General features: G+C 74.6%; 21 protein-coding genes and 2 tRNA genes. 6 read left to right on the top strand and 17 right to left on the bottom strand.

What is annotated here, in order from left to right; all coding sequences use genetic code 11:
- The 7 genes from G5C62_RS09530 to G5C62_RS09500 all read right to left on the bottom strand — a co-directional run.
- The coding region (locus G5C62_RS09530) for a galactokinase family protein (RefSeq protein ID WP_164700790.1) at positions 1 to 864 on the bottom strand (864 nt) is incomplete at its 3' end.
- Positions 861 to 2,006, bottom strand: coding sequence for a galactose-1-phosphate uridylyltransferase (gene galT / locus G5C62_RS09525; protein ID WP_164700789.1), 1,146 nt, complete (start codon positions 2,004 to 2,006; stop codon positions 861 to 863). The genes galT and G5C62_RS09530, both read right to left, overlap by 4 nt.
- A 123-nt stretch (positions 2,007 to 2,129) precedes the next feature.
- A tRNA-Met gene (locus tag G5C62_RS09520) sits at positions 2,130 to 2,206 on the bottom strand.
- A gap of 48 nt (positions 2,207 to 2,254) precedes the next feature.
- Entirely contained in the window at positions 2,255 to 4,420 is a 2,166-nt protein-coding gene (locus G5C62_RS09515) for a DEAD/DEAH box helicase (RefSeq protein WP_164700788.1), read from the bottom strand.
- Between the two features lie 383 nt (positions 4,421 to 4,803).
- Positions 4,804 to 4,880 (bottom strand) — tRNA-Met (locus G5C62_RS09510).
- A 65-nt stretch (positions 4,881 to 4,945) separates the two neighbouring features.
- Positions 4,946 to 7,891, bottom strand: coding sequence for a UPF0182 family protein (locus G5C62_RS09505; RefSeq protein WP_241175804.1), 2,946 nt, complete (start codon positions 7,889 to 7,891; stop codon positions 4,946 to 4,948).
- Between the two features lie 233 nt (positions 7,892 to 8,124).
- Positions 8,125 to 9,147: a PDZ domain-containing protein gene (locus tag G5C62_RS09500; protein WP_036340318.1), complete on the bottom strand. Its 1,023-nt coding sequence runs from the start codon at positions 9,145 to 9,147 to the stop codon at positions 8,125 to 8,127.
- Positions 9,148 to 9,428: 281 nt separating this feature from the next.
- Here G5C62_RS09500 and G5C62_RS09495 point away from each other — a divergent pair, with 281 nt between their 5' ends.
- Positions 9,429 to 10,847, top strand: coding sequence for a zinc-dependent metalloprotease (locus tag G5C62_RS09495; protein WP_036340321.1), 1,419 nt, complete (start codon positions 9,429 to 9,431; stop codon positions 10,845 to 10,847).
- 141 nt (positions 10,848 to 10,988) lie between these two features.
- Here G5C62_RS09495 and G5C62_RS09490 read toward each other — a convergent pair whose 3' ends face one another.
- Positions 10,989 to 11,612: a M48 family metallopeptidase gene (locus tag G5C62_RS09490; protein WP_206330554.1), complete on the bottom strand. Its 624-nt coding sequence runs from the start codon at positions 11,610 to 11,612 to the stop codon at positions 10,989 to 10,991.
- A gap of 350 nt (positions 11,613 to 11,962) precedes the next feature.
- Between G5C62_RS09490 and G5C62_RS09485 the strand changes: the two genes are divergently transcribed.
- Both G5C62_RS09485 and G5C62_RS09480 read left to right on the top strand, forming a co-directional pair.
- A complete protein-coding gene (locus G5C62_RS09485; protein ID WP_164700786.1) occupies positions 11,963 to 13,033 on the top strand; it encodes a ThiF family adenylyltransferase in 1,071 nt (356 codons plus the stop codon).
- Positions 13,034 to 13,049: 16 nt separating this feature from the next.
- Entirely contained in the window at positions 13,050 to 14,372 is a 1,323-nt protein-coding gene (locus G5C62_RS09480; RefSeq protein WP_036340597.1) for an AarF/ABC1/UbiB kinase family protein, read from the top strand.
- Between the two features lie 149 nt (positions 14,373 to 14,521).
- Here the strand turns inward: G5C62_RS09480 and G5C62_RS09475 are convergent, their stop codons facing one another.
- The 4 genes from G5C62_RS09475 to G5C62_RS09460 form a co-directional block, all read right to left on the bottom strand.
- Positions 14,522 to 14,686 carry a hypothetical protein gene (locus G5C62_RS09475; protein WP_164700785.1) on the bottom strand — a complete coding sequence of 55 codons (165 nt, stop codon included), beginning with the start codon at positions 14,684 to 14,686 and terminating at the stop codon, positions 14,522 to 14,524.
- Positions 14,687 to 14,808: 122 nt separating this feature from the next.
- Entirely contained in the window at positions 14,809 to 15,087 is a 279-nt protein-coding gene (locus tag G5C62_RS09470) for a WhiB family transcriptional regulator (RefSeq protein ID WP_206330555.1), read from the bottom strand.
- A gap of 223 nt (positions 15,088 to 15,310) precedes the next feature.
- Positions 15,311 to 15,658, bottom strand: coding sequence for a hypothetical protein (locus G5C62_RS09465; protein WP_164700784.1), 348 nt, complete (start codon positions 15,656 to 15,658; stop codon positions 15,311 to 15,313).
- Between the two features lie 173 nt (positions 15,659 to 15,831).
- Positions 15,832 to 17,883: an ATP-dependent DNA helicase UvrD2 gene (locus tag G5C62_RS09460; protein ID WP_164700793.1), complete on the bottom strand. Its 2,052-nt coding sequence runs from the start codon at positions 17,881 to 17,883 to the stop codon at positions 15,832 to 15,834.
- Between the two features lie 145 nt (positions 17,884 to 18,028).
- Between G5C62_RS09460 and G5C62_RS09455 the strand changes: the two genes are divergently transcribed.
- The 3 genes from G5C62_RS09455 to G5C62_RS09445 all read left to right on the top strand — a co-directional run bounded on the left by G5C62_RS09455 (position 18,029) and on the right by G5C62_RS09445 (position 19,657).
- Positions 18,029 to 18,292 carry a mycoredoxin gene (locus G5C62_RS09455; protein ID WP_036340330.1) on the top strand — a complete coding sequence of 88 codons (264 nt, stop codon included), beginning with the start codon at positions 18,029 to 18,031 and terminating at the stop codon, positions 18,290 to 18,292.
- A 103-nt stretch (positions 18,293 to 18,395) separates the two neighbouring features.
- A complete protein-coding gene (locus G5C62_RS09450; protein ID WP_164700783.1) occupies positions 18,396 to 18,986 on the top strand; it encodes an ANTAR domain-containing response regulator in 591 nt (196 codons plus the stop codon).
- Between the two features lie 149 nt (positions 18,987 to 19,135).
- Positions 19,136 to 19,657 (top strand): uridine kinase, encoded by a 522-nt coding sequence (locus G5C62_RS09445; RefSeq protein ID WP_231558522.1) that lies wholly within the window; start codon positions 19,136 to 19,138, stop codon positions 19,655 to 19,657.
- On the opposite strand, the gene nudC is transcribed toward G5C62_RS09445, so the two are convergent.
- The 5 genes from nudC to G5C62_RS09420 all read right to left on the bottom strand — a co-directional run bounded on the left by nudC (position 19,650) and on the right by G5C62_RS09420 (position 25,840).
- Positions 19,650 to 20,615 (bottom strand): NAD(+) diphosphatase, encoded by a 966-nt coding sequence (gene nudC / locus G5C62_RS09440; RefSeq protein ID WP_036340333.1) that lies wholly within the window; start codon positions 20,613 to 20,615, stop codon positions 19,650 to 19,652. The genes G5C62_RS09445 and nudC overlap by 8 nt on opposite strands.
- On the bottom strand, positions 20,612 to 21,997 hold the full coding sequence (locus G5C62_RS09435) for a pitrilysin family protein (protein ID WP_164700782.1): 1,386 nt from the start codon (positions 21,995 to 21,997) through the stop codon (positions 20,612 to 20,614). Before G5C62_RS09435 ends, nudC begins: the two co-directional genes overlap by 4 nt.
- Complete coding sequence (locus G5C62_RS09430) at positions 21,994 to 23,307, bottom strand: pitrilysin family protein (protein ID WP_164700781.1); 1,314 nt, start codon at positions 23,305 to 23,307, stop codon at positions 21,994 to 21,996. Before G5C62_RS09430 ends, G5C62_RS09435 begins: the two co-directional genes overlap by 4 nt.
- A gap of 165 nt (positions 23,308 to 23,472) precedes the next feature.
- Positions 23,473 to 24,396: a DUF2510 domain-containing protein gene (locus G5C62_RS09425; protein ID WP_164700780.1), complete on the bottom strand. Its 924-nt coding sequence runs from the start codon at positions 24,394 to 24,396 to the stop codon at positions 23,473 to 23,475.
- 22 nt (positions 24,397 to 24,418) lie between these two features.
- Positions 24,419 to 25,840, bottom strand: a complete 1,422-nt coding sequence (locus tag G5C62_RS09420) for a M20/M25/M40 family metallo-hydrolase (protein ID WP_164700779.1) — start codon at positions 25,838 to 25,840, stop codon at positions 24,419 to 24,421.
- Positions 25,841 to 25,876: the final 36 nt, after the last annotated feature.

The raw sequence follows: 25,876 nt of genomic DNA, 5'->3' as shown, positions 1-25,876 counted from the left end.
GACGAGCTCGACGACCGCGTCGACCCGCTGGTTCTCGGTGACCACGTGCCGGGTGCGCGCCTGCAGTCGCGGGTCGCTGAGCCGCGCCACGTCGGCCGGCGTCGCGTCGCTGAGCCACTCCAGGCCGAGCAGCCGGGCGGCCTCGTCGCAGTCGGCGCGCCGCTGGGCGTACTGGCCGTCGGCCAGCGTGTGCTTGACCCGGGTGTCGATGACCATCAGCTCCAGGCCGGCCTCGGCCAGCCCCAGCTGCACCGGCTCGGTGCGGGAGTCCCGGGTGTGGATGAGCAGGGCCGAGCCCTCCTCGGCCAGCAGGGCGACGGTCTGGTCCATCCCGCCGGTGCCGGCGCCGACGACCTCGTTCTCCGCCCGGATCGCGGCCTGGATCAGCAGGTGCCGCAGCTGCTCGTCGTCGGTCCGGCCGGCCAGCTCGGCCGCCGACAGCGCCACTGCCGCCTCCAGCGAGGCCGAGCTGGACAGGCCGGCGCCCAGCGGGACATCGCTGCTGACCGCCAGGTCCAGCCCGGGCACCTCGACCCCGGCCTGCTGCAGCGACCAGAGCGTCCCGGCGGCGTAGGCGGCCCAGCCGGAGACCGCGCCGGGGCCGAGGTCGGCCAGCGTCCCCTCGAACGGCGCGGCGTCCGGGTCGGTGCTGCTGATCCGCACCCGGTCGTCGTCCCGCCGGCGCACGGCCGCGGCCGTTCCCCGGGTCAGCGCGAAGGGCAGGCAGCGGCCGCCGGTGTAGTCGACGTGCTCGCCGATCAGGTTGACCCGGCCGGGCGCGGTCCAGACGCCGTCCGGCCCGCTCCCCCAGGCCTCGCGCAGCTCCGCCACCGCGAGGTCGGCCTGCGACCGCCCGTCGCTCACGACGCCACCTCGCGCAGCCGCTCGGCGATCCGCTCCGGCGTGGTGTCGTTGATCCAGGCGCCCATGCCGGACTCCGAGCCGGCCAGGTACTTCAGCTTCCCGGGCGCCCGCAGCAGCGAGAACAACTGCAGGTGCAGCCGGCCCAGCTCGCGCTCCTCCCCGGTCGGCGCCTGGTGCCAGCCGGAGATGTAGGGCACCCGCTCGACGCCGGGGTGGAAGCGGTTCACCCGGCGCAACAGCTCCTGGTAGACCACCGCCAGCTCGGCGCGCTCGGCGTCGTCCAGCGCGGCCAGGTCGGGCACGTCGCGGCGCGGCGCGAGGTGCACCTCCACCGGCCAGCGGGCCGCCCGTGGCACGTAGGCGGTGAAGTGCTCACCGGCCAGCACCACCCGGGTGCCCTCGGCCTGCTCGGCGGCGAGCACGTCCGCCAGCAGGCTGCCGCCGGTCGCCTGCCGGTGCCGGCGGGCCTGCTCCAGCAGCTGGCCGGTGCGCGGCGCGACGACGGGGTAGGCGTAGACCTGCCCGTGCGGATGGGTCAGCGTCACCCCGATCTCCTGGCCGCTGTTCTCGAACACGAAGACCTCGGCGACCCCGGGATCGGCCGAGTGCGCCGCCGTCCGCTGCGCCCAGGCCTCCACGATCGTGCGCATCCGGGCCGCCGGCAGGTCGACGACGGCGGCGTCGTGGTCGCTGGAGAACACCACGACGTCGCAGTGGCCGTACGCCGGGGCGTCCGGCGGGCCGAACGGGACGGCGGGCGCCCCCTCGACCGGGCCGGCGGTCAGCGGCGCGAAGCTCGGGAACCGGTTGGCGAAGACGGCGACGTCGTACTCGCTGTCGGGCACCTCGGTCGGGCCGGCCGGGTCGCGGGTCGGGTCGAGCGGGCAGTCGGCCGCGCTGGGCAGGAACGTCCGGTTCATCCGGTGCCCGGCGATCGTCACCCACTCACCGGTGAGGACGTCGTAGCGGACCTCCCCGGCCCGCGGCGCCTCGAGCAGCGGACGGTCGTCGGCCGTCTCGTGCACCGGACCGGCGGTCGCCTCGTCGTCGAAGTAGAGGATCGGCCGCCCGTCGGCCAGCGTGCGCTCGGTGACCTGCCCCGGCCATCGCTGTGCCCGGTCGGAGATCGGTCCCGCGTCCATCTGGAGGTCCTCCTGTCGCACGGCGCTGCCGTGTACGTCCGTGACGGTGCAGAGTCTGCCCAACCGGCTGGGCGTACACAGACGGAAGGCCCGGTCACCGTGACGGTGACCGGGCCCTCCGAGTGGTAGCGGGGACAGGATTTGAACCTGTGACCTCTGGGTTATGAGCCCAGCGAGCTACCGAGCTGCTCCACCCCGCGTCGCAGGGAGAACACTACCGCACCCCTCAGACCACCTGCACCGGGGGGTCAGAGGGCGATCTCGGCGGCGGGCACCGGGGGCGCCGCCGCCTCCAGGGCATCGGTCAGCAGGGCGACGAGCGCCTCGAGCTGGACGTCGGTCGACGACCCGACCTCCTCGTCGGACCCGTCCAGCGCGCGGGCGGCGAGACCGGCCTTGCTGTCGATCAGCTCGGCGATCCGGGCGTCGATCGTCTGGGCGGCGATGATCCGCCAGGCGGTGACCGGCTCGGTCTGGCCGATCCGGTGGGCGCGGTCGATGGCCTGGGTCTGCTCGGCGTCGGTCCAGGAGAGCTCGGCGAGGACCAGGTTGGAGGCGACCTGCAGGTTGAGCCCGACGCCGGCCGAGGTCAGCGAGCAGACCGCGACGGCGACGTCCGGGTCGTTGACGAACGCGTCGATGTTCCGCTGCCGCGCTCCTGGAGTCTGGTCGCCGCGGATCGAGGAGAAGCGCACACCCTGCTTGGTGAAGACCTCCTCGGCGGTGTCCATGACGTCGATGTGCTTGGCGAAGAAGACGACCTTGCCGGCGCTGCGGGCGAGCTGGGCCGCGTAGTCGGCCGCGAGGCCCGCCTTCGCCTCACCGATCCGCCGCATCATGCTGAAGACGTTCTCCCCGGCCTTGGCCGTGGTGGCGTCCTTCAGCTCCCAGCGGGCCACCTGACGCACCAGGCCCGCGTCGATGCCCTCGACGACGGTCGCGGACTCCCGGGCCGCGATCGCCGACTCGTACCGCTTCACCAGCCGACGGGAGAGGTCACGCTCGGCGGCGCGGATCGACCGCCCGGCCGGCCCGTCCAGCTCGACCGGCAGGTCGGCGACCCGGCGCGCAGGGATGTCGGCAGCGACGTCGACCTTGCGGCGCCGGACGATGCCCATGTCGATGACGCAGCTGCGGGCGGAGCTGTAGAACCCGGCGTCGGCGGGCGTCAGCCCGGTCTCCTCCAGCGCGTCCATCAGCTCGGCGAGCGGCTTGGCGTCGTCGATCCAGCCGAGGAACTGCCAGATGGCCCGGAAGTCCTCGATGTCGTTGATCAGCGGCGTGCCGGTGAGGGCCATCAGCAGCGGCCGGGGGTTGCGGGTCCGGATCCGCTCGGAGAGCTCCAGCACGTGCTGGGAGCGCTGGGAGGTCTTGTTCTTGATGAAGTGCGCCTCGTCGACGACCATGCCGCCGAAGCCGAAGTCGCCGAGCCAGCCCACGTGGCGGTCCAGGACCTCGTAGTTGACGACGACGATGTCGGCGAAGCCGTCGATCGTGTCCCCGTTGCCGTGGATCACGGTGGCCGAGCGGTGCGGCACCCAGAGCCCGGCCTCCCGCGCCCAGTTGGTCTTCACCACGTTCGGGACGACGACGAGCAGCGGGTAGGCGTCCGCGGCCTCAGCGGCGAGCAGCGCCTGCGCCGTCTTGCCCAGGCCGGGTTCGTCGGCGAGCAGGAACGTCCGGTGACCGGCGGCGGCCGCGGCGACCAGCTGGCCCTGGTGCGGCATCAGGTCCAGGCCGGCCGGGGTGAACCGGCTGGTCGGGAAGGGCAGGTCCAGGCACGCGGGGGCTCCCCCGGAGGCGCGCTCGAACGAGTTCAGCAACGGGCCGAGCAGCTCCCACCCGGCCAGGCGGCGCGGACGGGGGGCGGCCGGCCGGACGGCCGAGAAGTCCGGAGCCAGGAACGGGTTGGCCATCTGCCGCGAGACGACCGACTGGGGCACCACCTGACGTTCGGGGGCGACGGGGGCGGCAGCGGGCTCCGGTTGCGGCGCCTCGTCGGGGGTCGGCTCGACCCCGACGGACTCCAGCACCTGCCGCTTGAGCGACCTGGCCGCTTCCGACACGACGGCGTCCTCGGCCAGGAGCGCCAGCAGGCCGGAGTCCCGCACGGCGGTCTTCGCCAGGATCGTCCCGATCCCGTCCAGCCGCTTCAGCTGCTCGGCCCGGCGGCTGTCGTTGCCGGCCCCCTCCGCGCGGACCCGGGCGTGCTCCTCGCGGACCAGCAGCGCCACGACCTGGAACTTCGCGCGCACGGCCGGGGTCACCCGGCCGCGCTGGGCGGCCGCCTCGACCTCCCGGACGGTGCGGGCGAGCACCGCGATGAGGTCGCCCTCGTCACGGTCCCGGGCACGTCGCTGGGTGCGCGGGGCGCCACGGCGGGTGCCCGCCTGGGCCTGGCCTCGTCGAGCCAAGAATCCTCCTCTGGAACGCCCGGCCCGGTGGCCGCGGCGGGTGCCGCACACAGGTCCGCGATCGGGGTGACGGCTGTCGCGAGGAGACGACCAGGACGGTCGCTCCGATCCACGACCCGGCCCCACGGATCTGCAGCAGATCGACGCGATCGGGGCCGGACAGCCCACCCACGGTGGGACCTGCAGCCACCACTCGATGGCCGGGGCACCCACCGCACAGGAGAAGTCGTCGCCGGACGAGCGACAGGTCCCTGAAGCAGGTGCTGTCCCCATGCTAACGGCCGTCCCCCCGGCCATCTTCCCGGCCAGGGACACCGGCACGGAAGGACGACCCGGCGCGAACGAGAACGGCCCCCACAGTGACTGTGGGGGCCGTTCTGTCGTGGTAGCGGGGGCAGGATTTGAACCTGCGACCTCTGGGTTATGAGCCCAGCGAGCTACCGAGCTGCTCCACCCCGCGTCGCTGAGGACAACCCTACCAGCTGTGCGGGGAGGGGGCACTCAGGCCCCCTCCCCGCCCCCAGCTCAGCCGCCCGGGGACGCCTCGGCCGCCGCCTGCGCCGCCTGGTACGTCTCCACCGCGACCTGCAGGTCCTCCAGGGCCGCACCCTGGCCGGCGAAGTCACCGCCCTGCTGGGCAGTGCGGAGTGCCTCCAGCGCGGCGTTGATGTCCGAGACCGCGTCAGCCATCTCCGGGGTGCCGTTCGCGTCGCCCCCACCCACCGGCACCTCAGGATCCGGTGCCGGCTCCGGCACGACGTCCGGGGTGGCGTCCTCGTCGACGGTGTCGGCGACGTCGTCGCTGTCGGTGGCCGACTCCCCCGCTCCGGCGCCGAAGACCTGGTCCAGGGCCTCGGAGAGGGTGTTGGCGTAACCGATCCGGTCCCCGAAGTTGACCAGCACCTTCTGCAACAGCGGGAAGCCGCCCTCACCCGACGACCGGACGTACAGCGGTTCGACGTAGAGCAGCCCCTCGTCCCCGATGGGCAGGGTGAGCAGGTTGCCGAACACCGCCGTCGAGCTGTCGCTGTTGAACAGGGTCAGGTCGGGCCGGATCAGGTTGTTGGTCTCGAAGGCGTTCTGCACCTGGCCCGGTCCACGGAACGGCGTGTTCCCGGGCAGCTGCAGTACCTGGATCTCCCCGTAGGTCTCCGGCGCGCTCGAGGCGGAGATGAACGCCGACAGGTTCTGCCGTTCGAAGGCGTTCATCGGGCTGGTCAGCTGGAAGCTGGCCTCCTCGTCACCCGGCCGCTGGGCCAGGATGTAGTACGGCGGCTGGTCCTGCGTGGTGTCCTGGGTCGGGTCGTCCGGGATCTGCCAGCGGTCGTTCTGGTTGTAGAAGTCGACCGGGTCGTCGACGTGGTAGCGGGTGAGGATCTCCCGCTGGACCTTGAACAGGTCCTCCGGGTACCGCATGTGGCTCTCCAGCTCGGCACTCATCGAGTCCCGCGACTCGACGACGCCCGGGAACGCCTGCATGTAGGTCTGCAGGACCGGGTCGGACTCCCACTCGTACAGCGTCACCGAGCCGTCGTAGGCGTCGACCGTGGCCTTCACGGAGTTGCGGATGTAGTTGAACGTCTCGTTGGGCAGCGCGGTCGTGCCGGTGCCCGTGAGCGCGTCGGTCGCGGCCTCGCCCAGCTCCATCTGCTCGGCGTAGGGGTAGGAGTCCGAGGTGGTGTAGCCGTCGAGGATCCAGACGATCCGCCCGTCGATCACCGCCGGGTAGGGGTCGCCGTCGACCTCGAGGAACGGTGCGGCCTTCTGCACCCGGTCCCGCGGGTTGCGGATGTGCAGGACCTTGGACTCCTCGTTGACCGCCTCGGAGAGCAGGAAGTTCCGCTCGCGGTAGAAGATGGCGAAGGTCAGCTGCCGGAAGAAGCTGCCGGCCGCGATCCCGCCGGCACCGTCGTAGGTGTTGTTGATCTGCCCCTCGTCCGAGCCGCCCTCCGGCTGGTCGAACTCCCGCGGCTCGGCTCCCTCGGGTGCACCGACCACCGAGTAGTCGTTCATCAGCTCGCCGTAGTAGACGCGGCTCTGGTCCACCGGGATGTTGCCGGTCGTGGGCAGGTTGCCGGTGGTGAAGTTGGGCTCGCCGCCCTCCCGGCCCGCGGTCACCTGGTTGGCCGGCGCGGCCACGAAGCCGTTGCCGTGGGTGTAGACGGTGTGCCGGTTGATCCAGCTGTCCTGGTTCTCGCTCAGGCCGTCGCTGTTCAGCTCGCGGACGGCGACCACGTAGTCCTGGGTCTGGTCGTCGATGGTGTACCGGTCGATGTCGAGCTTCTCCGGGAACCCGTACACGTTGCGGATCTGCTGGCGCGCGGTGAACGTGTCGCTGAGCACGTTCGGGTCCAGCAGGCGGGCGTTCGGGATGGTCTGGTCGTCGTTGCGCAGCTCGGACAGGACGGCACCGACATTGGGATCGCCGGCGGTGTCCTGCGCGTAGTCGACGTACTCGACGTCGGCCAGGCCGTAGGCGTCGCGCGTGGCCTCGATGGCCCGCTCGATGTAGGGCGCCTCGCGCTGGTTGGCGCTCGGGTTGACGACGAACTGCTGCACGATCGCCGGGTAGGCCACGCCGATCACCAGGCTGGAGGCCAGCAGCAGCACCAGCGCCGCGGCCGGCAGCAGCGTGTTGCGCACCAGGATGTTGGCGAAGAACGCGATGGCGCAGATCGCCGCCACGACGACCAGGATGTTCTTCGCCGGCAGCAGGGCGTTCAGGTCGGTGTAGGAGGCACCGGTGTAGACGTCACCGCGGTTGGAGTAGACCAGCTCGTAGCGGTCCAGCCAGTAGGCGATCGCCTTGAGCGCCACGAACGCCCCGACCAGGACCGACAGCTGCACGCGCGCCGCGCCGGTGAGCTTCTGGCCCGGGGTCTGCAGCCGCAGACCGCCGAAGACGTAGTGGGTCAGCACCGACCCGATCAGCGACAGCAGGACGATGGCGAAGCCGAAGCCCAGCAGCAGCCGGTAGAACGGGTAGTCGAAGACGAAGAACGAGATGTCCAGCCCGAACTGCGGGTCGACCGTCCCGAAGTCGGTGGAGTTGCGGTAGGTCAGCCAGGTCTGCCAGCTGCCCTGGGCGGTGATGCCGGCGAACAGGCCCAGGACGACGCCGATGCCGGCGAGCACCAGCTTGCGCCGCGGCTCCACCGACTGGCGGTAGCGCTCGAGGTTCTGCTGCTCCAGCGACATCGGCCGGAACGTCGGGCGGAACCGGTAGGCCAGGTACACCGCGAGGGCGACCAGCCCCCCGGTGGCCACCGCGGCCACGGCGAACAACAGCGCACGGGTCTGGATCTCGGTCCAGAACACCTCGGTGAAGCCGGTCTCGTCGAACCAGAGGTAGTCGACGTAGACGTTGGTGAGCGTGCCGATCACGGTGAAGAGCACCAGCAGCACGGCGACGACGCCGATGACCAGCTTGGCGCGCCGGGACAGCGTCGGCACCGGCACGGGGGGCCGCATGGCCACGGTCGGTCTCCTGTCTTCTTGCTGCTTCGAGATGGCGCGGGCTCAGGGGCCCGGCCGGGGAACACGATCACAGGGGACCCGGGAACCGCCAGGGGCGGGAGGCGGGACCGCTGGGGTCCGCTCCCTCAACTGTTGTCGGCGGCGCCGGGTTCCCAGCGGGTCACGAGCAGGTCACGGCCGGCTGACAGTCCGTTCCGGGCGGGACGGTGAGGGCTGCAGGGGCGCGGTCAGCACGGCGTGGGGGTCCGCCCGGCACGCAGGTCCGCCAGGGCGGTGAGCGCGTCGTCCAGCGTCGCCACCCGGGCCGTCGGCAGCCCCTCCTGGGCGTTCTGCACCGCCTCGGCACAGTTCTCGGCGGGCACCAGGAAGAGCTCGGCCCCGATCTCCCGGGCCGACACGAGCTTGAGCGGGATGCCGCCGATCGGCCCCACCACGCCCTCGGTGTCGATCGTCCCGGTACCGGCGACGACCGCCCCCTCGGTGAGGTCGGTGTCGCCCACGAGGTCGATGATCCCCAGGGCGAGCATCAGGCCGGCGGACGGGCCACCGACGTCGGCGACCTCGATCCCGACGTCGAACGGCGCGTACGGGGTCTGCAGCACCAGCACGCCGAGCGCCGACCCCTCGCCCTCGGCTGCGGCGGACGTGGTCACCGTCGTCGACCCGGGCTCACCCCGCCGCCGGTGGTCGACGACCACCTCCGAGCCGGGTGGGGTGGCCGCCAGCACGGCGGAGAGGGCGTCCAGGTCCGGGGTGGGCGTGCCGTCCACCGCGTCGATCGCGTCCCCGGCCTCCAGCCGCCCCTCCGACGCCGACTCCTCGACCAGCTCCTGCACGACGACCGCCTCCGGGTACCCCAGCTCGGCCAGCGCGGCACCCCGGGCGGCCTGCTCGGAGGTGAGGAAGGCCTGCCGGTTCTCCGCCTGGGTCTCCTGCACCGATCGGCCCGAGGGGTAGACCTGCTCCCTCGGCACGACCACGACCTCGCTGTCGAACCACCCCTGCACCGCGCCCACCAGCGTCAGCTCCTCCTGCGGGATGCCGACGGTGGTCAGGTTCAGGTTGCCCGAGACGTCGTTGGGCTCACGGCCCTCCACGCTGATGATGGGTGTGCCGTCGATGTCGCCCAGGGTGTTGTAGGTCGGACCCGGCACCTGGGCCACGAAGGGCACCGGGAGCAGCGTCCCGAGCACGCCGAACACCAGCAGCAGCAGCGTCCCGGCGACCAGGACGGTGGTCCGCCGGGTCACCGGTGCCCCGCACCGGCGGCGGCCGGCTCCGTCCGCGGCGTCGCCGGGTCCACGCCTGCGCCCTCGACCACGACTCCTCCTCGCTGGCGGTCCACCGCCGTCGGCGGGCCCCGCCACCGTCGTCGGGCCCGCGGCCCGGCGGGCGGGCCCGTCGAACGGCGAGCGTAGGTGACCAGCGCAGGTCGCCGGTCCGACGCAGGTCAGCCGCCGGTCGGGGCGGGAGGACCGGTGCCAGGTCCGGACGGCGGTCGACCGGCGTCCAGCGCGGTTACGGTGGGGACATGAGCGATCTCCCCTTCGGCTTCGGGCCCCCTGACCGCGACCCCGAGCGCCGGGGCGAGCCCGGCGGGCAGGGCGGCGACGGGCCGGCGGGCAACGACCCCTTCGGCCTCGGTGCGCTCTTCGGCGCTGCCGGGGCAGGCGGCGGCAACCCCGCCGAACTGCTCGGCAAGATGCCCCTGTTCGCCGAGCTCCAGAAGCTGATGAACTGGTCGGGCGGCCCGGTGAACTGGGACCTCGCCCGACAGGGCGCGATCAGCCAGCTGGCCCCCGGCCACCAGCCCACCTCCGCCGGTGAGCAGGCGGCCGTGACCGAGTCGTTGCGGCTGGCCGACCTCTGGCTGGACCAGGTCACCGACCTCCCCTCCGGGGTCGACCGGGGCCTGGCCTGGTCCCGGGTGGAGTGGGTCGAGCAGACGCTGCCGGCCTGGACCGCGCTGATCGACCCGCTGGCCGAGCGCGTGGTGGCGGCCATGACCAGCGCACTGCCGGCCGAGGCCGCGTCCATCGCCGGCCCGCTCGCCGGGATCATGGGCCAGATGGGCGGCGTCATGTTCGGCGCCCAGGTCGGCCAGGCGCTGGCCCGGCTCGCCGACGAGGTCACCACCAGCACCGACGTCGGCCTGCCGCTGGGGCCGCAGGGCGCCGGCGTCCTGGTGCCGCAGAACGTCGCTGCCTTCGGTGAGGGTCTGGACCGTCCCGAGGACGAGGTCCGGCTCTTCCTGGCGCTGCGCGAGGCCGCCCACCAGCGGCTGTACGCCCACGTGCCGTGGCTGCGCCAGCAGCTGACCGACGCCGTCCACGCCTACGCCCGCGGCATCCACGTCGACCGGGAGGCCATCGAGCGCGGCCTCAACGACGCGATGAGCGGCATGGAGGGCGGGCTGGACCCCAGCGACCCGGAGAGCATCCAGAAGCTGCTGGGCAGCGGGCTGCTCGAGCCGGAGGAGACCCCGGAGCAGCAGATGGCGCTGCGCCGGCTGGAGACGCTCCTGGCCCTGGTGGAGGGCTGGGTGGACAGCATCGTCTCCGCGGCCGCCGCCGAGCGGCTGCCCGGCCACTCGGCGCTGGCCGAGACGATGCGCCGGCGCCGGGCCTCGGGCGGGCCGGCCGAGCAGACCTTCGCCACCCTCGTCGGGCTCGAGCTGCGCCCGCGGCGACTGCGGGACGCCAGCACGGTCTGGGGTGCGATGGCGCAGCAGCACGGCCCGGCCGAGCGCGACCGGCTGTGGTCGCACCCGGACCTGCTGCCCACGTCGGACGACCTGGACGAGCCGTTGGACTTCGTCTCCCGCCAGGGAGCGGGCGACCCGTTCGCCGAGCTGACCGGCGGCATGGACGAGCAGTCCGACGGCACGCCGCCGGAGCAGGGTGAGAGCACCACGGACGACGAGGACGGCGGAGCAGGGCCCCGCGCCTGACCTCCGTCGGCAACGGGGCTGGTGCCGTGCTGGCACCAGCCCCGCTGCCAGGTCCCGCCGCGAGCGTGGTGACGCACTGGAACGGCCCCGTCCCGAGGCTCGCCTCGAGCTTGCGAGGGGTGAGGAGGACGGGGTCCTTCCTCAGTCGACGGCGCCGGGCTCCAGCTCGTCGCCGTCGGTGCCCTGGCCGCCCGTGGAGCCGTGTTCGAAGCCCTCGAGGAAGCCCAGCGCCCGCTCGGCCCGCGGGTAGGCGTGCACCAGCGCCCAGAAGCGCTCGTCGTGGTTCGCCTCCAGCAGGTGCGCCAGCTCGTGAACAAGGACGTAGTCGACGACGAACTGCGGCATGCCCCGCAGCCGGCTCGACAGCCGGATGGTCCGGTCGGCCGGGGTGCACGACCCCCAGCGGCGGTTCTGGTTGTCCACCCAGCGGACGCTGGCCGGCACCGCCCGCCCGCCCAGGTGCGCCCGGGACAGCTCCAGCGCCCGGTCCATCAGCTCGTCGTCGGAGGCGAGGGTGCGGCGACGCCGCTCCTCGCGGGTCTGCAGCTTGGCGACCATCTGGTCCACCCACCGCCGCTCCTCGGCAGCGCTGAAGGCCGCCGGGATGAGCACCACGGTGCGCCCGTTCTCCCGGTAGGCCGTGACGGTCCGGCGGCGACGGGCGCTGCGGCGGACCTCCACCTCCGGCACCGGACGGGGAGCCGTGCGGACAGCGGGGACCGCCGTCGACGCAGCCGGCGCGCGGCGGTCGGGTCGCTTCTCCACGCACGCACCGTATCGGGCCGCGCGGCGGACGCTGAGGGTGAGGACACCCGGTCGTGGACAGGTGCACACGGACAGTGGACACCGGTGGAGCGGCTGTCCCCCGATCGATGGACGGCGGGTGGTCGCTCCACAGGCCGGCCAGGGCGTTCCTGCAGGTGAGCGGAGTGGGCGGCGACCTCTGCCCGGCGTCGTCCCCGCCCACTCCCCCGGTCGTGCACAGCGACACGCCAGCCGGTCAACACTGTGTCCACACCGCCGTCCACAGGTTGTGGGAGAAGGCCGACGGCCCTGCTCGCAGGCCTGTGGACGACGGCTGCGGGCCGGACCGCCGCGCTGGCACCCTCCCTCCGATGACCGAGAGCCCGCACCCGCTGCTGCCCGCCGCCACGCCGCTGCTCCGGCTGGACCCGGAGCTGCTGCAGATCGGCGGCGTCGACGGGCGTGACGGGCTGCGGGTCCACCCGGCCGGCAACGAGGTCGCCGCCCTGCTGCGCCGGCTGGACGGACGCCGCAGCGAGCGCACGGTGCGCGCCGAGTCGGTGGCCGAGGGCGTGCCCGGTGACGTGGTGGACGACCTGCTGGCCGGGCTGCGCGGCACCGGCCTGCTGCACGACCTGGCCGCCGCCGACCTGCTGGCCACCGACCCGGGCCCGGCAGCGGTCGCCCGGGCCGGGCTGGAGCTGCCCACAGCGGTCCCGCGGGCCGGCACGGGCGGGCGGTGGCGCGTCCGCCGGCAGAGCGCGGTCGTCGTCGACGGCGCCACCCGGGTGGGCGCGCCGCTCGCCGCGGTGCTGGCCGCGAGCGGGGTGGGGTGGGTGCACGTCCGGGACCGGGGCGCGACCCGCGCCGAGGACGCCGTCGTCGGTGGGGTGACGGCGGCCGACGAGGGGCGCCCCCGGGCGCTGGCTGCGGCCGACGCCGTCCGGCGGGCCAGTCCGCTGACCGACCTCCGGCCGCTCCCACCGGACCGCGCACCGGACCTGGTGGTGCTGTGCCGACCGTGGGCGGCTGCCGATCCGCTGTCCGCGGCCCTGCACCAGGCGGGCACGCCGCACCTGGTCGCCACGGTGCGCGAGGAGACCGGCGTCGTGGGCCCGCTCGTGCTGCCGGGCAGCCCCGGCGGCGGGTGCCTGCGCTGCGCCGACGCCTGGCGGCGGGACGACGACCCGGCGTGGCCCCGGCTGGCCGCCCAGCTCGCCGCGGTCGAGCCGGCCCCCAGCGGCGCCACGGTCACCTGCCTGCTCACCGCGGTCACCGCGGCCGTCCAGGTGCTCGCCCACCTCGACGGCGACGACGACCCGGTGACCGTGGGCGCGGCTCTCGAGCTGCACCCGCCCGACCTGCTCCCCCGGCTGCGCCGCTGGCCGCCGCACCCGGGATGCGCCTGTCGCGGGGCCGGTCGGGGCGCGCCGACGCCGTAGAGGGGACACTGGTGTGGTGAGTGACACCGGACGGGACATCCCGCGGGGGGCGGTGTCCCGAACGGCACGGCTCGCCTCCCTGCCGCTCGGCGCCGCCGGGCGCGCCACCCTGGGCATCGGCAAGCGGCTCTCCGGGGTCTCGTCCGAGGAGGTCAGCGCGGAGCTGCAGCAGCAGACGGCCGAGCAGCTGTTCGCCGTGCTGGGCCAGCTCAAGGGCGGCGCCATGAAGCTGGGCCAGCAGCTGTCGATCTTCGAGGCCGCGGTGCCCGAGGAGATGGCCGGGCCCTACCGCGAGGCGCTGGTCAAGTTGCAGGAGGCGGCTCCGCCGATGCCGGTGCGCACCGTGCACGCGGTGCTCGCCCAGCAGCTGGGCGGGAGCTGGCGCGAGCGGTTCCGCGACTTCGACGACACCCCGGCCGCGGCGGCCAGCATCGGTCAGGTGCACCGGGCCACGTGGCGGGACGGCCGGGACGTCGCGGTCAAGATCCAGTACCCCGGTGCCGGCACCGCGCTGATGGCCGACCTCAACCAGCTCGCCCGCTTCGCCCGGATGTTCGCGGTGCTCTTCCCCGGCATGGAGGTCAAGCCGCTCATCGCCGAGCTCAAGCTGCGCGCGGAGGAGGAGCTGGACTACGGGCTGGAGGCCGATGCCCAGCGGGCGTTCGCCGCCGCCTACGCCGACGACGACCAGATCGTCGTCCCCCGGGTGGTGGCGAGCGCCCCGAAGGTCATCGTCTCCGAGTGGCTCGAGGGCATCCCGCTGTCCCGGGTCATCGCCGACGGCACCCGGGAGCAGCGCAACCGGGCCGGGCTGCTGATGTCGGTGCTGCACTTCTCCGGGCCGCAACGAGCCGGGCTGCTGCACGCCGACCCGCACCCGGGCAACTACCGCCTGGTGCCCGACGGGCGGCTCGGGGTCATCGACTTCGGGGCCACGGCCCGGCTGCCCGGCGGCCACCCCGAGCCCATCGGCCGGCTGGTCCGCTGGGCGCTGGAGGGCCGCGCCGAGGACGTGCTGGCCGACCTCCGTGCCGAGGGCTTCGTCCGCGAGTCCATCGAGGTCGACGCCCAGGGAGTGCTGGACTTCCTCCTGCCCTTCCTCGCTCCGGTGTCGGCCCCGTCGTTCCAGTTCAACCGGGCGTGGATGCAGGAGCAGGCGAACCGGATCGGTGACCCGCGCAGCGACGCCAGCCGGCTGGGCCGCCAGCTCAACCTGCCGCCGGCCTACCTGCTGATCCACCGGGTGACGATGGGGTCGATCGGCGTGCTGTGCCAGCTCGACGCGGAGGCGCCCTATCGCGGCGTCTGCGAGGAGTGGCTGCCCGGCTTCGCCGGCTGACCCGTCGTCCTCACCGACGGCACCGCGGTCGGGGGCCGTCCCGGCTCAGCCGGAGCGGTCGGGTCCGTTCCGACCGGGAGGCTGCGGCCCCGCGGTCGGAACGGACGGCGGCTGCTGCCGCCCAGTGGTGCTGGCCAGTGCTCGCGTCGTCACCAGACGGCGGAGTTGGCGCGGGCGGCCCGCTGGGAGGCCCGCTCCGCCCGGCGCGCCCAGCGCCGGGCGGTGATCAGCCGTCGGGCCCGGGCGGACGCCTCCGCCTCGGACATCCGCCGGGTCATGTGGGATCTGGTCAGGTCCTGGTCGAACGAGTGCATCGTGGTCCCTCAGGGTGTGTCGGCACCGCTGCGCGGTCGCCGGGTGGAGGTACATCGGGTGGCCGGTCGCCCCGGGTGGGGACGCCGGACCGGTGGGAGCCCGCTGCTCCGGTGCCGCGGCCTCATGCCGCGGCCTCGGTCCGGACCTTGGGCGGGCGGCCCCGGGGCCGCTTCCGGGCGATGACGACCCCGTGGTCGAAGATCTCCCCGCCCCAGACGCCCCAGGGCTCGGCCCGGTCGAGCGCCCCGGCCAGGCAGGCCGACCGCACCGGGCACGTCGCGCAGTGCGCCTTGGCCTGCTCGAGCTCAGCCGGGCTCTCGGCGAACCACAGGTCGGCGTCCTGCACCCGGCAGGGCAGCCCCCGACGGGCCACCTCCCGGGCCGGCGCCTGGGTGGACACGTGCGTGCGGTCGAGCCCGGATCGGCGATGGGACGTCGCGGGGTCGATCGTGGTCTGCACGGCCGCGCCTCCTCTTCCTTCGTCTGTGCGGCCGGTCGGCGGGGCCCCGCCGACCGGTGTGGTCGGGGTTCCGCGGAGGCTCGTCGAGACGCTGGAGCAAGACGAAGGCCGCGGTACCCGGTGTCCGGGTTCCGCGGCCTCGAGGAGGACCTGCTGGGCTGTGCTAGCCCAGTGGGTCTTCCGGGGGCAGGTCACCCGGGGTGCTGCTGGTGAGCCGAGCAGGGGCGCCGATGACGGCGTGCCCCTTCAGGGCGGTGGTCAGGACGGACGGCAGGGCATCGGTGTCGAGGCGCGCACCGGTCGTGGACAGGCCGGTCGTGCCGGCGGCGGCGGTCAGGCCGCGGAGACGGACAGCAGCCACCGAGCCGGCGAAGGACAGACCGGTGCCGTGCTGCGGAGCGGCGGCGGGCGCCATCGCGACGACCCACTCGGCCGGGACGGAGCAGCGCAGGCCGACGGCCGGCGAGGTCTCGGTGCGCACGCCGGCGTTGGTGAAGTCGCTGGTGATCACGGGGCCCCTCCTTCCGAGGGTCGGAGCCCGGCCTGTCGGCCGGTCTCGCTGCGGTCTGCTGCGGGGTGGTGCGGTGGTACTGGTGCGGTGGTGCGTCCTGGATCACTCCCAGGCGGTGGAACGAAGGCTAGGGGAGCTCCCGGAGACGGGTCAACCGGATTAACCGAGATTCCTCAGGAGGTGTGTTCGCCCTGGTCGGAGCCGTGTCCCCCCTCGACGGTGGCGATCACCTCGGCGCCGTAGAGGTCGAGCTTGCGGGCCCCCACACCGGGCAGCGCCGACAGCTCGCGCGCCGTGGTGGGACGGGTCTCGGCGATCGCCTGGAGCGTGGCGTCGGTGAAGACGACGTACGCCGGCACCGACGCGGCCTCGGCTGCGGTGCTGCGCCAGGCCCGCAGCCTCTCGAACAACTCCCCCGCCTCGCCCTCCAGGACGACCTTCGGCCGCTTGGCCGGACGGCGGGGCGCGGCAGCCGCGTCCGGCGCCAGTCCGTCGAGGAACCGGCTGCGTGGCCGGGAGCGGCGGCCCCCGGGGTTGCGGGCCAGCGACCAGGACAGCGTGAGCTGCTCGCGGGCCCGGGTGACCGCGACGTAGAGCAACCGGCGCTCCTCCTCCACCGCCTCGGGGCGGGACTGCGACTGGGCGATCGGGAGCACGCCGTCGACCAGCCCGACGACGAACACGGCGTCCCACTCCAGGCCCTTGGCCGCGTGCATCGAGGCCAGCGTCACCCCCTGGACCGTGGGGGCGTGCTGGGCGCTGGCCCGCTCGGCCAGGTGCGCCACGAAACCGGCCAGGTCCAGCGTGGGCTGCTCGGCCACCAGGTCGACGGCGAGGTCGACCAGCGCGGCCAGGGACTGCCACCGGTCGCGCGCGGTGCCGCCGGGCGGTGGCCGGTGCTCCACCCAGCCGGTGGAGGCCAGCACGTCCCGGACGGCGGGCACCAGCGCCCCGGGGTCGTTCCCGCCGGCCGCCGCCCCGCGCAGCAGCAGCACCGCCTCGCGGATCTCCGGCCGCTCGAAGAACCGCTCCCCGCCCTTGAGCACGTAGGGGACGCCGAGGTCGGCCAGTGCGGACTCGTACACCTGCGACTGGGCGTTGATCCGGAACAGCACGGCGATCTCGCTGGCCGGCAGCCCACCGTCGACCAGCTCCCGGCAGGCGCGGGCCACCGCGGCGGCCTCGGCCGGCTCGTCAGGGTGCTCGACGAACGCGGGGGCCGGCCCCTCGGCCCGTTGGCCCAGCAGCCGCAGCCCGGGCAGGCCCTTGCGGGGCGGTGCCTGGCCGATCAGCTTGTTCGCCAGCCCGACGACCTGCGGCGTGGACCGGTAGTCGCGCTCGAGCTTGACCACCTCGGCGTCGCCGTAGCGGTCGGCGAAGCCCAGCAGGTACTCCGGGTCGGCGCCGGTGAAGGAGTAGATCGTCTGGTTGGGGTCGCCGACCACGCAGACCTCGGCGCGACCGCCGAGCCAGGCGTCCAGCAGCCGCTGCTGCAGCGGGTTGACGTCCTGGTACTCGTCGACGACGAAGTGCCGGTACTGGGCGCGGACCTCGCGGGCGACGTCGCGGTGCTCCTCGATCGCGTAGGCGGTGACCAGCAGCAGGTCCTCGAAGTCCAGGGCGCCGTCGCGCTGCTTGGCCGACTCGTACCCGCGGTACACCTCGGCGACGGCGGCGGCGTCGAAGGGCAGGTCGCGTGCGGCGGCCGCGGCCCGGGCCGGGTAGTCCTCCGGGGTGGCCAGCGTCGTCTTCGCCCACTCGATCTCACCGGCCAGGTCACGCAGGCTGGTGCGGTCGGTGGTCAACCGGGCCCGGGTCGCCGCACCGGCGACGACGCGCAGCTTGTTCTCGATCAGCTCGGGCATGGGCCCGCCGAGCACGCGCGGCGCGAAGTACCGCAGCTGGCGCATCGCCGCGGCGTGGAAGGTGCGGGCCTGGACGCCGCCCACGCCCAGGGCCGACAGCCGGCCGCGCAGCTCGCCGGCCGCCCGGGCGGTGAAGGTGACCGCCAGCACCTGCTCCGGGACGTACTCACCCAGGTGCACGCCGTAGGCGATCCGGTGGGTGATGGTGCGCGTCTTGCCCGTCCCGGCGCCGGCGAGGATGCACACCGGCCCGCGCACCGCCTCGGCCGCTGCCCGCTGCTGCTCGTCCAGGCCCGCGAGCACGGCCTCCGGCCCGGTCGGCCCCTCGGCGGTGCCCCGCTCGTCCTCGACCCGCTGCATCGCCACGACCCGATCCTCCCAGCAGCCTCCGACGGCCGGGGGAAGGATCCCCAGGCCCGGCGCGTTCCGCCAGCGGCAGGCCCCGGGCCCAGGGCCACCCTCCCCGGGTGGCCTCCCGGGGGACACACGAGGGAGGATCCACCCGATGAGCACTCCGACGGCCGCGGTCACGATGTACACCACCAACTGGTGTGGCTACTGCATGCGCCTGAAGAAGCTGATGGACCGCGACGGGATCGACTACGCCGAGGTCAACATCGAGGTCGAGGAGGGCGCTGCCGACATCGTCATGCAGGCCAACGGGGGCAACCGCACCGTCCCGACCCTGGTCTTCGCCGACGGCTCGGCGCTCACCAACCCCAGCATCGACCAGGTGAAGGCCCAGCTCGCGCAGCTGCCCGGCGCGTGATCGCTGGTCCGTGGCCTCCGGGGGCGATGATCGTCCACCCGGGAGCTGCGGATCGTCTCCCGCCGACCGAGCCCCGGCACCGAGAGAGGCCGAGATGGAGCCGATGACCGGGCCGTCGCTGGCCGGAAGCCGGCCGGTGGCGGTCGCGCTGCCGACCGACGTCCTGCTGAGCCCGTCCGGAGGGCCCGCGGCCGTCGTGGTCCGCACGAGGCGCGGCTGGTCGGTGCTCAGCCCCCTGCACCCCCTCGGGGGCGCGCCGGAGGGGCCGGTCGGCGACTCCGGCGGGGGCTGGGGCGAGATGGTCGACGGGCTGGCGCTGGTCGAGGCGATGACCCTGGCCGACCTCGTGGCCGGCGAACTCGGCACCACGCCGGAGCCGGACCGACAGGCGCGGCGGGCGGCCCGGACGGCCGGTCCACCGGCCCCTACCGCCAGCGGGTGTGCCGACCCTCGGGACGAGGAGATCACCGCGCTGCGGCGCACCGTCTCCCAGCTGGAGCACGCATTGGCCGCCCGGGTCTCGATCGAACGGGCCATCGGCGTCCTGGCGGAGCGGCACGGCAGCAGCCCCCGGGAGGCGTTCGAGGAGCTGCGTGGGCGGGCCAGGTCCCAGGGCCGGCCGGCCGCGGAACTCGCCGCGGAGGTGCTCGACGCCCTCTCCGCGCGCGACGCCGTCTCCGGGGCCCCCAGCTGACTGCTCCGCTCCCGCTCTCCCCCGACGCGCTGGCCGACCGGCTGGCCGAGCTGCTGTCGCGGCTGCCGCCCGAACCCGGCGCCACCTCACTCCGGGTCGCCGTCGACGGGCCGGAGCTCCCCGGCGCGCCGGGCACGACCGGTCCGCAGGTGCTGGCCGACGCCGTGGCCGAGCGGCTGCCCACGCTGAGCCGACCGGCGGTCGTGGTCCCGGCCGAGGGCTTCTACCGACCCGCCTCGCTGCGACTGGAGCACGGTCGCACCGACCCGGACGCCCGGTACAGCGACTGGCTGGACGCCGCCGCCCTGGCCCGTGAGGTGCTGGACCGGTGCGGCCCCCGTGGCACCGGGGAGCACCTGCCCGCGCTGTGGGACCTCGAACGGGACCGGGCCGCCCGGGCCGAGTACCGACCCGCCCCCGCCGGTGGGGTGCTGCTCGTGCCGGGCTCGCTGTTGCAGGGGCTGGGGCTGGCGTTCGACGTCGTCGTCCACCTGCGGGTCAGCCCAGCCGCCCGACGGCGGCGGGCGCCCGCCGACCGGGCCTGGGAGCTGCCGGCCTTCGACCGCTACGACGACGAGGTCGACCCGATGGCGCTGGCCGACGCCGTGGTCCTCGCCGACCACGCCGCCCGGCCGGCCCTCTTCCTGCAGGGCCGCTTGTCGGTCAGCTGAACTCGCCGGCCACCCAGCGGTCGATGATGTGCCGGGCGATCGAGACCGTCGGGGGCAGCGCCTGCGGGCCGGTGCCCGAGCGCAGCTCCTCCCGGCTGAACCACCGCGCCTCCTCGATCTCGTCGTGGTCGATCCGCAGCTCCTCGCTCGTCGCGCGGGCGACGAAGCCGAGCATCAGCGACTGCGGGAACGGCCACGGCTGGCTGGAGACGTAGCGGACGTCGGTGACGGCGATGCCGACCTCCTCGGCGACCTCGCGGGCGACCGCGGCCTCGGCGGACTCACCCGGCTCCACGAAGCCGGCCAGGATCGAGAACCGGCCCGCCGGCCAGACCGCCTGCCGGCCCAGCACGCACCGGTCTCCCCCGTCGTGCACCAGCATGATCACCGCGGGGTCGGTGCGCGGGAACACCTCGCGGCCGCTGTCCGGGTCGCGCTGCACCCAGCCCGCGCGCTCGATCGTGGTCGCCGCACCCGTGATCGGGGAGAACCGGTTGCGCTCGTGCCACTCGATGATGCCCACCGCCTGGACCAGCAGGCCCGCGTCCAGGTCGCCGAGGGCGCCACCGACCTCGCGCAGTCCGGCCCAGGAGTCGACCGGCCGGCCGCCCACGGTCAGCGAGCGCGGGGTCCGGAGCGCGCCGTACGCGACGCCGTCGGCCTCACCGAGGTAGATGGCGTCCTCCGGCCAGGCGAGCTGCTCCTCGTAGACCAGCTCCGGGCCGGCCGGCCCCTCGTGCACCGGCGCCGTGCGCCGCTCGTCGACGCGCAGCACGCGGACGGGGCGGCCCTGCGCCGGGTCGGGCAGCGACCGGGCCAGGTGGCCCCGGTCGTGGGCAGTGCGGGACAGCAGCGGGACCTCGGTGACCGCGCCGGCGTGCCGGTCCTCCGGCCAGTCACCGCGGGCCGGCGGCGGCGGGTTGTCGGCCGGGGTGCTGCCGCCGGGTGGGACGCTCACGCGAGCGACTCGGGCACCGGCTCGACGGACGGGGCGGTGACCTCGATCGGGCCGAGCACGCGCAGCTGGTCGGCGACCTCCTCGGCGTCCCCGACGACGACCGCGGTCAGCCCGGCCGGCGACAGCCACCGCCGGGAGGCCTCGGTGACCTCCTCGACGGTCACCGCGGCCAGCGCCTGCTGGTGCTCGGCGAGCCAGTCGGCGGACAGACCGGCACCGAAGAGCGCCGACAGCGTGCTGGCGAGCCCGGCGTGCGTCGCCGTCCCGAGGGCCAGCGTGCCCAGCAGGTACCGGCGGGCGGAGTCGAGCTCGGCCTCGGTGACCGGCGTCAGCGCCATCCGGCCCAGTTCGTACACGGTCTCGAGCAGGGCGGGGCCGGTGACGCCGGTGGCGACGTCGGCCTCCACGGTGAACGACGAGCCGGCCATCAGGTGCTCGACCGAGCTGCGCGGGCTGTAGGTGTAACCCCGGCGCTCGCGGATGTTCTCCACCAGCCGGGAGGAGAAGTAGCCACCGAAGACCATGCTGGCCAACCGGAGCGCGGGCAGCTGCGGGTCGGTGCGGCCCGGCGCCGGTCCGCCCAGCCGCACGTTGGACTGCACCGCGCCGGCCCGGTGCACCAGCTCCAGGGGGGCGGGGGCGAGCGTGGGCACCGGCGCGGCCGCGACCGCCTTGCCCTCGGCGACCCAGCCGGCCAAGGCGGTGCCGACGGCGTCGACCGCCGCGGCGGGATCGACGTCGCCGACCAGCACGAGCGTGCTGCCGGCGGGCAGGACCCGCTCCCGGTGCAGCTTGCGCAGCGCCGCCGGGGTGACCGCCGCGACCAGCTCGGCCGCGGGCAGCTGCTGGGCGTACGGGTGCGCGCCGAACCGGCGGGCGGCCAGCGCCGACCGGGCGATGACACCGGGCTGGGACCGGGCGATGAGGATGCGCTCCCCCACCCGGGCTCGCTCGGCGTCGACCGGACCCGCCGGGTAGGTCGGCGCGGTGAGCAGCTCGGCGAGCACGTCCAGGACGGCGCCGAGCCCGTCGGGGAGGATCGTGGTGGAGAACAGCAGCCGGTCGGCGTCCGCCGAGACCGACAGCTCGCCACCGTGCGTCTGCAGCAGCTGGGCGATCTCCAGCTGGTCGTGCCGGGCGGTGCCCAGCAGCACGGCGCTGGCCAGCAGCGCGGTGCGGGCCGCGTGCGTGGCCGCCGACCGCGGGGCGGACGCGGCGAAGGGCACCCGCAGCCGGAGCTCGACCAGCGGCACGCCCGGCCGCGGGACGACGACCAGCCGCAGCCCGTTCGGCAGCGTGGTCTGGTGCACCTCGGGCGCCACGGCGGGCCGTGGTTCGCCCAGCGGCGGCACCAGCGAGAGGTCCAGCACGGGGGCACTCATCGGGCTGCTCCTCCGGTCGCGCGCAGTTCGAGGACGGCGGCGGTGTCCGGCGAGAGCCCGCGGGCCGCCGCCTGCACCTGGTCGGGCGTGACCGCGGCCAGCCGGGCGGCGAGCTCGCCGGCCAGCTCGGCCCGGCCGTGGATGAGCTCGGCGGAGGCGAACCCGAGCGTGCGGCCGAGCACGGAGTCGGCCTGCTGGAGCAGCTGCGCCTCGGTGCGTGCGGTCACCCGGGCCAGCTCGTCGGCGGGGACGCCGTCGGTGGCGACCTTGTCGACCTCCTCGTGCACCGCCGTGAGCACCCGGTCGACCGGGACGTCGGCCGGGTGGTGCACCTGGCTGACCAGCAACGTGGCGTCCCGGACGTCGAAGGGGTCACCGAAGAGGCCGAGGTAGGTGCTCTGCGCCACCGCGAGCCGGTCGGTGTGCAGCAGCCGGCGCTCGAGCCGGGAGGCGTCGCCCTCGCTGAGCAGCTCGGCCAGCAGCACGGTGCCCAGGTAGGTGTCCAGGTCACCGACCGGGTCGGGCACCCGCCAGCCGATCGCCACGGCCGGCGCAGGCGCCAGGCGGTCCTCGACCACACCGCGGCGGACCGTGGTGGGCGAGGGCTCGCCGACGACCGGTGCCGGCGGGGCCGGGCGGGAGGGGACCGGGTCGAACCAGCGGCGGACCAGCACCTCGGTCTCGGCCGGGTCCAGGTCACCGCCGATGCAGAGCACCGCGTTGGACGGGGCGTAGTAGCGGGAGAAGAAGTCCGCGGCGTCGTCGACGGTGGAGGACTCGAGGTCGACGAAGGAGCCGTAGCCGTCGTGCGTGTTGGCGAAGCTCTCGAACGCGATCTCCGGCAGCTGCAGCCAGGGGAACGCGCCGTAGGGCCGGTTCAGCACGTTGACCCGGATCTCCTCCTTGACCACGTCGATCTGGTTGCGGAGGTTCTCCTCGGTGATCGCCGGGGCCGCCATCCGGTCGGCCTCCAGGAAGATCGCCCGCTCCAGCGCCTCGGCGGGCAGGGCCTGGAAGTAGTTCGTGTAGTCCTGGTGGGTCGACCCGTTGAAGGTGCCGCCGGCGGCCTGGACGAGGCGGGCGTGCTCCATCTTCGGCACGTTCGCCGAGCCCTGGAACATCATGTGCTCGAAGAGGTGCGCGAAGCCGGTGCGGCCCGGCGGCTCGGATCGCATGCCGACGTCGTAGAAGACGCTGACGGCGACGACGGGGACACTCCGGTCCGGCGCGAGGACGACCCGCAGCCCGTTGTCGAGCGTGAAGCGCTCCACCGGGTGCCGCAGGGTCAGGTCGGGCCCAGCTGCTGTCACGCCACCGACCCTAACCGCGCCGGACGACACGCCGCAGACGGGGACGGCCGAGCTCCCCCGGCCGGGCCAGTGCCACCCGGGTCGGCCGGGCAGGCGACCCGGGGCCGGCTCAGCGCGGTCGGCGCACGCCACCTGGCCGCAGTCCGGCCCGGAGGACCACGGCCGTCACAGCACGTCGACATCGGCGAGCACCCGGTCGATGGCCCCGTACAGCTCGGCGTGCGTGTTCGGGACGGACAGGTAGAGCAGCGCGGGCGCGGGCCGGCCGACGTCGACCAGCAGCAGCGCGGCTCGCTCGCCGCTGGCGTCGTAGCCCTCGGCGTCCCAGGTGAGGTCGAACTCGACGACCCAGGCCGCCGCCCCGTCGACGGTCACCGCCTCGTCGCGGCGGACCTCGCGCTCGTTGGGCTCCGGGTAGTAGCGGGAGCGCACCGAGTCGGCCACGGCGGTGGCCGTGGACTGCAGGGTGGCGGGGCCGGCCCACCCGTAGAAGGGGGCGAGCGGCCCCGAGGTGCACTGGGCGATGAAGACCCCGCTCGCGCCGGGCAGGTCGTCCTGGGTGACGAAGTACTGGCCGGCGACCGCAGCCATCTCCAGCTGCACGCCGCGGTCCCACTCGAACCAGCCGGCGCCGAGGAAGGGGTAGGAGATGCCGGCGGCCTCGTCGATGATCCGCACCGTCCCGGGCGGGAACTCCTGGCCGGGCGCCGGGGCAGCTGCGGCCACCGGGGCCTCGTCGTCCGGCTCCGGATCGGTCCCGGAGCTCCCGATCAGCAGCCCGGCCAGCACCAGCACGAGCACCAGCAGGAACCCGCCCAGCCCGAGCAGCAGCGGGTTGCGGCGCGGCCGGGCCGGTTCGGGGCTCGCCCAGGAGTCCCAGGAGGACGGCGGGTCCTGCGCCGGCGGGGCCTCGAACGGCCGCCCGACGGTGACCCCCGGGCCGGCCGGGGTGGTGACGTCGGACCAGGTCAGTCCGTTCCACCAGCGGACCAGCCCCGAGGCGCCGTCCGGGTCGGGGTACCAGCCGGCCGGGGGCGCGCTGCCCTGACCGGTCGACTGCCCGGCCAGCCCGGGACTCGGCCCGCTCATCGTCGGTGCCCTCCCCCGGCGCTCAGCGCGCCGGGAACGGGACGGTGGCCAGTTCGCGCCACAGGTGGGCGGCGGCCTCGGCGCCGCGGTACAGCATCGGCAGCAGCACCCGCTCGTTCGGCGAGTGGATACGGTCGGTGGGCAGCCCGGCGCCGAGGAACAGCAGCGGGGCGCCGAGGATGCCGGCCAGGTCGGCCTCCGGGCCGCTGCCGCCCTCGCGGGTGAACAACACCTGGTCGGCGTCGGTGTCGAAGGCCTGCCCGATCGAGCGCAGCAGCGCGTCCATGGCCGGGTGGTCGATGTCGCTGCGGCACGGGGCGACCCCTCCGGCCGGCACGTGGACGTCGGCCTCGATGCCGGCGGGGGTGTTCGCCTGCACCCAGGCGTGCACCTGCTCCCCGAGGTCGGCCGGCACCTGGTCGGCGACGAGCCGGAAGGTCACCTTGGCGTGCGCCTCGGCGGGGACGATCGTCTTGTGGCCGGGGCCGGTGTACCCACCCCACATGCCGTTGACCTCGGCGGTCGGGCGCGCGCCGACCCGCTCCAGGGTGGTGAAGCCCGCCTCGCCGGTGGCCACGCGGGAGGCGGCCGGGCCGGCCAGCCACGCCTGCTCGTCGAACGGCACCCGGCCCATCAGCTCGCGCTCGCGGTCGGTCAGCGGCCGCACCTTGTCGTAGAAGCCTGGCAGGGTGACCCGCCCCGACTCGTCGTGCAGCGAGGCCAACAGCTCGGCCATGGCGTGCAGCGGGTTGGGCACCGCGCCACCGAAGGAGCCCGAGTGCAGGTCGACCGAGGGTCCACGGAGGGTGATCTCGGCGTCGGCGAGCCCGCGCATGGCGGTGACCGCGCTGGGGACGTCGGGGGCGGCCATGCCGGTGTCACTGACCACGATGACGTCGCAGGCCAGCCGGTCGGTGTGGGCGCGCAGCAGGTCGGCGAAGTACGGCGACCCGGACTCCTCCTCGCCCTCGATGAGCAGCTTCACCGTGACGGCGGGGGTCTCCCGGCCGGTGGCGGCCAGGTGGGCGCGCATGCCGAGCAGGTGGAACGCGACGTTGCCCTTGTCGTCGATGGCACCGCGGGCGTGCAGCTCGGGGCCGTCGGGGCCCTCGACCCGGGTGGGCTCGAAGGGCGGGTGCTCCCACAGCTCCGGGGGGTCGACCGGCTGGACGTCGTGGTGGCCGTAGACCAGGGCGACCGGCGCCCCGGCGTCTGCCGAGGGCCACTCGGCGAAGACGGCCGGCGCGCCCTCGGTCGGCCAGACCTCCACGGTCGGGAAGCCGGTGCGGCGCAGCGCGTCGGCCAGCCACTCGGCACTGGCGGCCACGTCGCCGGCGTGTGCCGGGTCGGCCGAGATCGACGGGATCCGCAACCAGGCGTCCAGGTCGGCGTGCAGGTCGTCGAGGTGGGCGGTGACGAAGTCGCGTTCGGCGGAGCTGCTCACGCCGTGGACGGTATCCCGCCGCGCCGACGCGACCGG

This window comes from Modestobacter sp. KNN46-3 (assembly GCF_011039295.1).
The sequence above is the reverse complement of the archived record's forward strand: the minus strand, read 5'-3'. Positions and strand labels throughout refer to the sequence as shown.

Coding starts and splice junctions, on each gene's coding strand:
- galT (WP_164700789.1), bottom strand. CDS start 2,006: ATGGACGCGGGACCGATCTCCGACCGGGCACAGCGATGGCCGGGGCAG.
- G5C62_RS09505 (WP_241175804.1), bottom strand. CDS start 7,891: ATGCGGCCCCCCGTGCCGGTGCCGACGCTGTCCCGGCGCGCCAAGCTG.
- G5C62_RS09495 (WP_036340321.1), top strand. CDS start 9,429: ATGAGCGATCTCCCCTTCGGCTTCGGGCCCCCTGACCGCGACCCCGAG.
- G5C62_RS09485 (WP_164700786.1), top strand. CDS start 11,963: ATGACCGAGAGCCCGCACCCGCTGCTGCCCGCCGCCACGCCGCTGCTC.
- G5C62_RS09475 (WP_164700785.1), bottom strand. CDS start 14,686: ATGCACTCGTTCGACCAGGACCTGACCAGATCCCACATGACCCGGCGG.
- G5C62_RS09460 (WP_164700793.1), bottom strand. CDS start 17,883: ATGCAGCGGGTCGAGGACGAGCGGGGCACCGCCGAGGGGCCGACCGGG.
- G5C62_RS09455 (WP_036340330.1), top strand. CDS start 18,029: ATGAGCACTCCGACGGCCGCGGTCACGATGTACACCACCAACTGGTGT.
- G5C62_RS09450 (WP_164700783.1), top strand. CDS start 18,396: ATGACCGGGCCGTCGCTGGCCGGAAGCCGGCCGGTGGCGGTCGCGCTG.
- G5C62_RS09435 (WP_164700782.1), bottom strand. CDS start 21,997: ATGAGTGCCCCCGTGCTGGACCTCTCGCTGGTGCCGCCGCTGGGCGAA.
- G5C62_RS09425 (WP_164700780.1), bottom strand. CDS start 24,396: ATGAGCGGGCCGAGTCCCGGGCTGGCCGGGCAGTCGACCGGTCAGGGC.